Here is a 6,357-nt window from a genome sequence, read left to right as displayed (position 1 = left end):
GGATGGGGCCGGCGTCCGGCCCGCTGGTGGGGCCGGGCGCCGGGGATACGAGCGTTGAGCTGAGGGCTTCGGTCGGCGGTGTCAAAGATCGCCCTCTTCCTCGTCGAGGTCGGCCAGTTCGACCGGGTCGGTTACCGGAACTGCACGGAGTTCCTTGTCGCTCGTCCTCTGGCCAGATGGTGTTGCAAGTGGCCAGGTGGGCCGACTGGAACGCGTGTCGGTGGTTGACCGTCGGTCGGGATTGCTGAACAGTTCGCAGTAATCCCGACTGGTTGTCGACTTCGGCGATCTGGAGCAGCCATGGGCTTGGCGGTGGTGCGATCGCTGGACGCTCCGCGGCGCCTGTCGACTCACACTGACGTCGAGGACTTCGAGCAGGAGCTGGTGGATCAGTACCTGTTGGCTGCGGTGGGCTCTGGGTCCGCAGACAGCACGGTGGCGGCGGACCGATCGGTGTTGTTCGAGTTCATCAGGTTCTTGGGTCGCCCGGTCTGGACAGCGCGGCCGAGTGACGCGGACCGGTTCCTGGCCGAGCAGCGCCGGTCGGGGCTCGCGCGGTTGACGGTGCAGCACAAGGCGTGGGCGTTGGCTCATTTCTTCGAGTTCCTTCTCGTGCGGTACGAGGGCGACATCCATCGGTTGACCGGTGTCGTGGTCGAGCAGGTGATCGACGAGTTCAATCGGCCGGCCCGGGCGGACTACGGATCGATCCGGGTGCCGCCGAGCAGTGATGAGGTGGAGCGGCTGTTCGCCATGTGGCGGCAGTGGCTGCCGCAGGCCCGCAAATTCCTGCCGGCGGCGCGGGACTATCTGGCCGCCTCGTTGTGGCGGCGGGTCGGGCTGCGAATCACCGAGACGTGCATGCTCGACATCCGCGACTGGCGTCGTGATCTGGGTGAGTACGGCTGCCTCGACGTGCGGTTCGGCAAGGGCAGCCGGGGTCGTGGCGCCAAGACGCGGCTGGTCCCGGCGATTAACTCGGTGGGGGAACTGCTGGACTGGTGGATGGTCGAGGTGCGCCATCAGTTCGGCAGCGACTACACCAACCCGGACGCTCCGTTGCTACCCGCCGAGCGCAAGCCGGACCCACTGACCGGGTGCTGTCCACGCGCGGGTGTGCAGACGCTACGCGACGGGCTGGCAGCCGCGGTGAACCGTGGGCTCGCGGACTGGCAAGGCCGGCTGACCCCGCACATGCTGCGGCACTTCTGCGCGTCGTCGCTCTACGCCCAAGGCTTGGACGTCAAGGCAATCCAGGAACTGCTGGGGCATTCGTGGTTGTCCACGACGACCCGTTACATCCACGTCCCGACCGAGCACGTGACACAGGCATGGAAGATCAGTAACCAGCGCACGGCGGCGCGTCTGGGACAGCTCGGAGGGTGATGGGATGCAGTGGAACCTGCGGATGCGCGCGGCGCAGGCCGGGATCTGGAAGTCCACCGAGATGCGCCGCCGGTTGGCTGAGCACGGCCTGGAGATCAGCGCCGGCAAGATGTCAGCGTTGTGGACGGGCACACCGACCACGATCCGCCTGGACGACCTGGACGTGATCTGCGTGGTGCTCGGCTGCACCCCGACGGACCTGCTGATCTGCGAGCCGGACAAGGTCAACGCCCGCCGCCCGGCCCAAGCCTCGACCGGCGCAGGGCCACAGCCGAGTCCTCGGCTTGGGCGTCACACGTCGGTGCCGCCCGCGTGAAGGGTAAACCCCGGCCCTGCACTGTCTGCGGCGTGCGTCCGCCGGCGATGCGCGAGATCCCGTACTGCTTCGGCTGCTGGCCCGGCGGCCCGGTCACCGCCCCGCCCTGCTACAAGTGCGGATCGGAGGTCGACTACTTCACCTCGGGTCTGTGCGCCCGGTGCCACCCGCACGCGCCCGGCCAACTGTCCCCGGCGTGGAAGCTGCCCGGCCCTCTCGCGCAACGCCGCGTGCTCATCGATTCGTGCCCGGACTGCCACGCCTGGGGCGTGACCCGCACCTACGGCTGGATGTGCGTGGCCTGCCGGTCCTTCCGCGAGACCCACCGCCATGTCGCCGCCTGCGGCACCTGCGGTCAGCACGTCGCGCTCTACGACGACGGCTCCTGCCGGTTGTGTCACCGCCAGCGCAGCCTCGTCGCCCACAACACGGCACGCCGCACCGGTGATGTCAGCCTGGCTGAGGCGAACCGGTACGGCCAACAGCTGTTCTTCGCCGGGATGTGGCACCAGCCCGGCACCGGCAAACGCCCCTATCAAAAGAAGACGACGCCGGCGGACATGCGGTTGCTGACGCCCGTGACCTACCGTCAGCTCACCCTGCTCGAGGTGCCACGCGACCTGTCAGCCGGTCAACGGCGCGGCTTCCCGCCGCCACCGCACGCCGGTCGGGAAGCGGCGCTGATGGCGTTCGTCGCCGACCACGCCGCCCGTCACGGCTGGCGGCCGAGCAAGGTCGAAAGGATCCGCCGCGCCATACGGATCATGCTCGGTATCCAGGACACTCCCGGCGCACCTATCCGCCGCAGCGACGTGGCCCTGCTATCCCGCATCAAGCACTCCGCCGCCGTGGTCGCCGACGTCCTCGACGACGCGGGCCTGCTCGACGACGATCGGCAACCCGCCATCCTCGCCTGGTTCACGATCAGCACCGCCGGCCTGCCCGCTCTCATGCGCGACGAGCTGACCGAGTGGCTTCAAGTGATGCGCCACGGCTCGACCAGCCCACCCCGACGCAAACCCCGCGCCGACAGCACCATCAGCACACACCTGCGCTGGGCACTGCCCACCCTGCAGCAGTGGGCCACCACCCACGACTCGCTACGCGAGATCGGCATCGACGACGTGACCACCGCCCTACCCGCGGACCCGCTCGCCCGCTACACCACCCTGCAGGGCCTACGGTCGATCTTCCGGATCCTCAAGGCCCGCAAGCTCGTCTTCGTCAACCCCACCGCCCGCGTCCGCGCCCCGCAACCAACGCCCCCGGCACCGGCCCGGGTCAACCTCGACGCGCTGCGCGCCGACCTCAACTCCGAACAGCCCGCCACCGCCGCACTGGCCGCGCTGCTCGCCTTCCACGCCATCCGCGTCGCCCAGCTCTGCCACCTGCAGCTGACCGACCTGCGTGACGGGCACCTGCACATCGACGGCCAGGTCATCCCCCTGGCCGCAGCCGTCCGGCAACGCCTGCGCGCCTACCTCGATCACCGACAACAGGCATGGCCGCGCAGCGTCAACCCGCACCTGTTCATCCACGCCCGCAGCGCCATCACCACCCGCCCCGTCACGTCCTGGTGGATCCGCCATCAACTCGGCATCGCCGGACAACAGATCCGGCTTGACCGCATCCTCGACGAGGCCCACGCCACCAGCGGCGACATCCGACAGCTCATGGACCTGTTCGGCCTGTCCGTGCACACCGCGCACCGCTACGCCGTCACCGTCAACATGATGCGCCACCGATGACAGAAGACTCCGCGACCCGTCCTCGGCGCCGCAAGGATCCGCCGCAGAACGTCACCTTGGTATGGTCAGCGCCCCTTCTACAGGAGGCGGGCGTGGCCAACTCTGTTGCCGCGGCAGCTCGTCCTAGCCGCACGGCGATGGTCGCAACTGCCGCAGTCACGCTCGGCCTGCTCGCATTCGCGGCCGACTCCGTCGCAGGCATTGCTGGGCAGCTCCTGATCGCTCTAACCAGCAGCGGCTTCGCTTGGGGGCTGACTGCTGTCCTCGTCGGCCGTTCAGCCGACACGGCGAGACGAGCGGCAATTGACGCCACCATGCTGTTGGTGCTGGCCACGCTGCTCTACTACCTGCTCGTATTGATGGTCAGTCGACGGTGGAGCGGAGGCCACCTCGAGGACGGCACGTCGGCCGACCTACTGGGGCTGCGTTCGGTTGCCATCATGACGGCTGCGTGGCTGGCTGCGGCCGTCGTCGCGGGCCCGATGCTCGGGATGCTCGGTTACGTCTTGCGGGTCGGCAAACCCCCAACTTCGGCGTTGGCTGCGGGAGGGCTCTGCGGGCTGCTCTCCGGCGACGGTTGGCAGGCCCTGGTGCTGGCACCACCCTGGCGGCTGCTGGCCGTGACCGACCCGGACCAAGCGCAATTCTTTCGAGGCGTTCTGGCCGGCCAGACCGTCAAGATCGTGCTTCCGATTGTCGTCCTGGCCTGGCTCGCCACGGCGCACCGTCTTTGGCGCGCATGGCCGATGCTGCTAACCGCGGCCGTCTCATGCGGTGCTTTGAGTGCGGCGCTGTGGTACGTGGTCTACGCCGCAGCAGGCAGCATCTGAATGCGGCTGCGCGGGTGATCGGGTGCATCCAGCATCCTGATTCCCACCTAGCGTCAGCCCGCAGTTCCCCAACATCATCGCTTCGCTAAGCTCGTCACAGGTCGTCGACCTCGAAGTTCCCGCCAAAATCCGGCAAAGTTGCGACGAACTCCGGGTCAGTGGTGCACAGGGCGTGTTCCGCGTCGGAGGCGATCGACTCGAAGCTGGTCCTGCTGACCCCGGAGATCAGCAGCCCTTGGCCGCGGCGGGTCGAGAGCAGCAGCCGCCGCTCACCGTTGGTGAGCCCGAACGCCTCGCCGACGGCGTCGATGGCCTGCGGCGCCTGCCGCAGCAGCACCTGGGTGGAGGCGTTGGACACCACCGCCTGGCCGAGGTCGGTGCCCAGCACGTCGGCGGCGTCCTGGGTGATGACGGTCAGCCCGGCGTTGCGCTTGCGTGCCGCCTTCGACATGCGGAACAGGAAGCGGGCGCCTTCGCCGTCGCGCATCAGCAGCCACGCCTCGTCAACCACCACCAGCCGCCGCCGCGGCGGGCGTTGTGGGGAGTCGACGGTGCGCCAGATCGAGTCCAGCGCGAGCAGGGTGCCGACGGTGCGCAGTTCGTCGGGCAGGTGCCGCAGCGACCACACGACCAGGTGTCCGACCGGGGCCTGGGTGGTGGGTGCGTCGAACAGGTCGGCGAAGCTGCCCTGCACCCACGGCGCGAGCCGGGCGGCCAGCGTCGCGGCCGCCGGGTCGTCGTCGGCGCGTAGCGTGGCGGCTAGGTCGCGCAGCAGCGGTGCCGGCCGGCCGTACGTGGCCGGGTCGGCGGTGATCCCGGCGGCCCGGTAGACGGCAAGGATGGCTCGGTCCAGCGCGGCGCGCTCCGCCGGTGGCGGCTGGTGGCCGAGCAGCACGCTAACCAGGGTGTGCAGGAACAGAGCGCGGCGGGTCAGCGTGTCGGGACGCCGGTCGCCGACCGGCAGGTCCAGGGGGTTGATCTTCACGCCGGGCAGGCCCAACCGGACGATGCTGCCGCCGACCGCGTCGGCCAGTCGCAGGTACTCGTCCTCGGGGTCCACCACCGCGACCTGCACACCCTGGTAGAGGTTGCGCAGGATCTCCAGCTTCACGAAGTACGACTTCCCGGCCCCGGAGCGGGCCAGGACGATCGAGTTGTGGTTCTCCTGCGTCCAGCGGTCCCACCAGACGATGCCGGCGCTGGCCGGGTTGATCCCGTAGAGGACACCTCCGGTGGCCGACGGGTCGCCGGGCAGCGGAGCGGGCAGGTCCGGGCTCGACAAGGGGAAAGCGGCGGCGAGGGCCTGGGTGTCCATGGTGCGCAGCATCCGCAGCCCATCGCAGGCGAGGGGCAGGGTGGTGGTCCAGCCGGGCAGCTGCCGCCACGTCGCGGGCTGCACCTCCAGAAGGGTGGACGCGGCGGCGGCCCGGACCTGCGCGCACGCCTGCAGGAGTTCGTCTTCGGTGCGGGCGTGCACGGTCAGGTACAGGCCGACGCGGAACAGCTTCGCCGCGCCTCGCGCCAGCCGCTCGGCCAGGTCACCGGCGTCGTGGGCGGCGGCATCGACGTAGGGGTCGGCAAGCTTGCCGCGCTCGGAGTCGGCCCGCCGGGAGGACTCCAGCCGTGCTCGTTGTTTGCGGAGCCGGTCGGCGGCGATCGGGGCCGGCAGCGGCTCGATGTGCAACGCGAGGTCGAGCCGGCCCGGCCAGGACAGCAGCGGCTCCAGCCACGCCGGGCCGACCTCGGCCGGGTATCCGGTCACGACGAGGGTGGCGGCGAAGCCGTCGCCCACCCGCAGCCACCGGGGTGTGACCTCAACGGTGGCCGGGGCGACCGCCGACGCCAGCGAGCCCGGCTGCGGCGGTGCGCCGTCGTCGCCGGACCGTCTCTTCCTAATCATCGTTGGCTCCTTGTCCTGCGGGTGGGGGCAGCGGCGGAGATGACGGCGTCGGGCGCGGCCAGGCCGCCAGGCTGCGGTGGCCGGTACGGGTCGGCAGCGCCGGCCAGAGCGGCGGTGACCGCCGAGCCGTCCAGCACCCGCAGGCTGACGCCGAGGCCGGCCAACGCCCGCACCGTG

Annotated in this window: 5 protein-coding genes and 1 pseudogene; 4 read left to right on the top strand and 2 right to left on the bottom strand. The window is 70.0% G+C overall.

The window, feature by feature from the left end; genetic code table 11:
• Positions 1 to 300 precede the first annotated feature (300 nt).
• The 4 genes from DLJ59_RS00955 (at position 301) to DLJ59_RS00940 (ending at position 4,280) form a co-directional block, all read left to right on the top strand.
• Complete coding sequence (locus DLJ59_RS00955; protein ID WP_124770630.1) at positions 301 to 1,386, top strand: tyrosine-type recombinase/integrase; 1,086 nt, start codon at positions 301 to 303, stop codon at positions 1,384 to 1,386.
• A gap of 4 nt (positions 1,387 to 1,390) precedes the next feature.
• Positions 1,391 to 1,702, top strand: coding sequence for a helix-turn-helix domain-containing protein (locus DLJ59_RS00950; protein ID WP_124770629.1), 312 nt, complete (start codon positions 1,391 to 1,393; stop codon positions 1,700 to 1,702).
• A gap of 32 nt (positions 1,703 to 1,734) precedes the next feature.
• Complete coding sequence (locus DLJ59_RS00945) at positions 1,735 to 3,450, top strand: site-specific integrase (protein WP_244235770.1); 1,716 nt, start codon at positions 1,735 to 1,737, stop codon at positions 3,448 to 3,450.
• 92 nt (positions 3,451 to 3,542) lie between these two features.
• Positions 3,543 to 4,280 carry a hypothetical protein gene (locus DLJ59_RS00940; protein WP_124770627.1) on the top strand — a complete coding sequence of 246 codons (738 nt, stop codon included), beginning with the start codon at positions 3,543 to 3,545 and terminating at the stop codon, positions 4,278 to 4,280.
• A gap of 94 nt (positions 4,281 to 4,374) precedes the next feature.
• On the opposite strand, the gene DLJ59_RS00935 is transcribed toward DLJ59_RS00940, so the two are convergent.
• Together DLJ59_RS00935 and DLJ59_RS00930 are read right to left on the bottom strand one after the other, a co-directional pair.
• A complete protein-coding gene (locus DLJ59_RS00935; RefSeq protein ID WP_124770626.1) occupies positions 4,375 to 6,180 on the bottom strand; it encodes a VirB4 family type IV secretion system protein in 1,806 nt (601 codons plus the stop codon).
• Positions 6,177 to 6,357 (bottom strand): annotated as a pseudogene (locus DLJ59_RS00930) (PrgI family protein); the annotation flags it as partial. The gene DLJ59_RS00935 and the pseudogene DLJ59_RS00930, both read right to left, overlap by 4 nt.

Origin of the sequence: Micromonospora inaquosa (genome assembly GCF_003857055.1) — a bacterium.
GTDB classification, from domain to species: Bacteria; Actinomycetota; Actinomycetes; order Mycobacteriales; family Micromonosporaceae; genus Micromonospora; species Micromonospora inaquosa.
The sequence above is the reverse complement of the archived record's forward strand: the minus strand, read 5'-3'. Positions and strand labels throughout refer to the sequence as shown.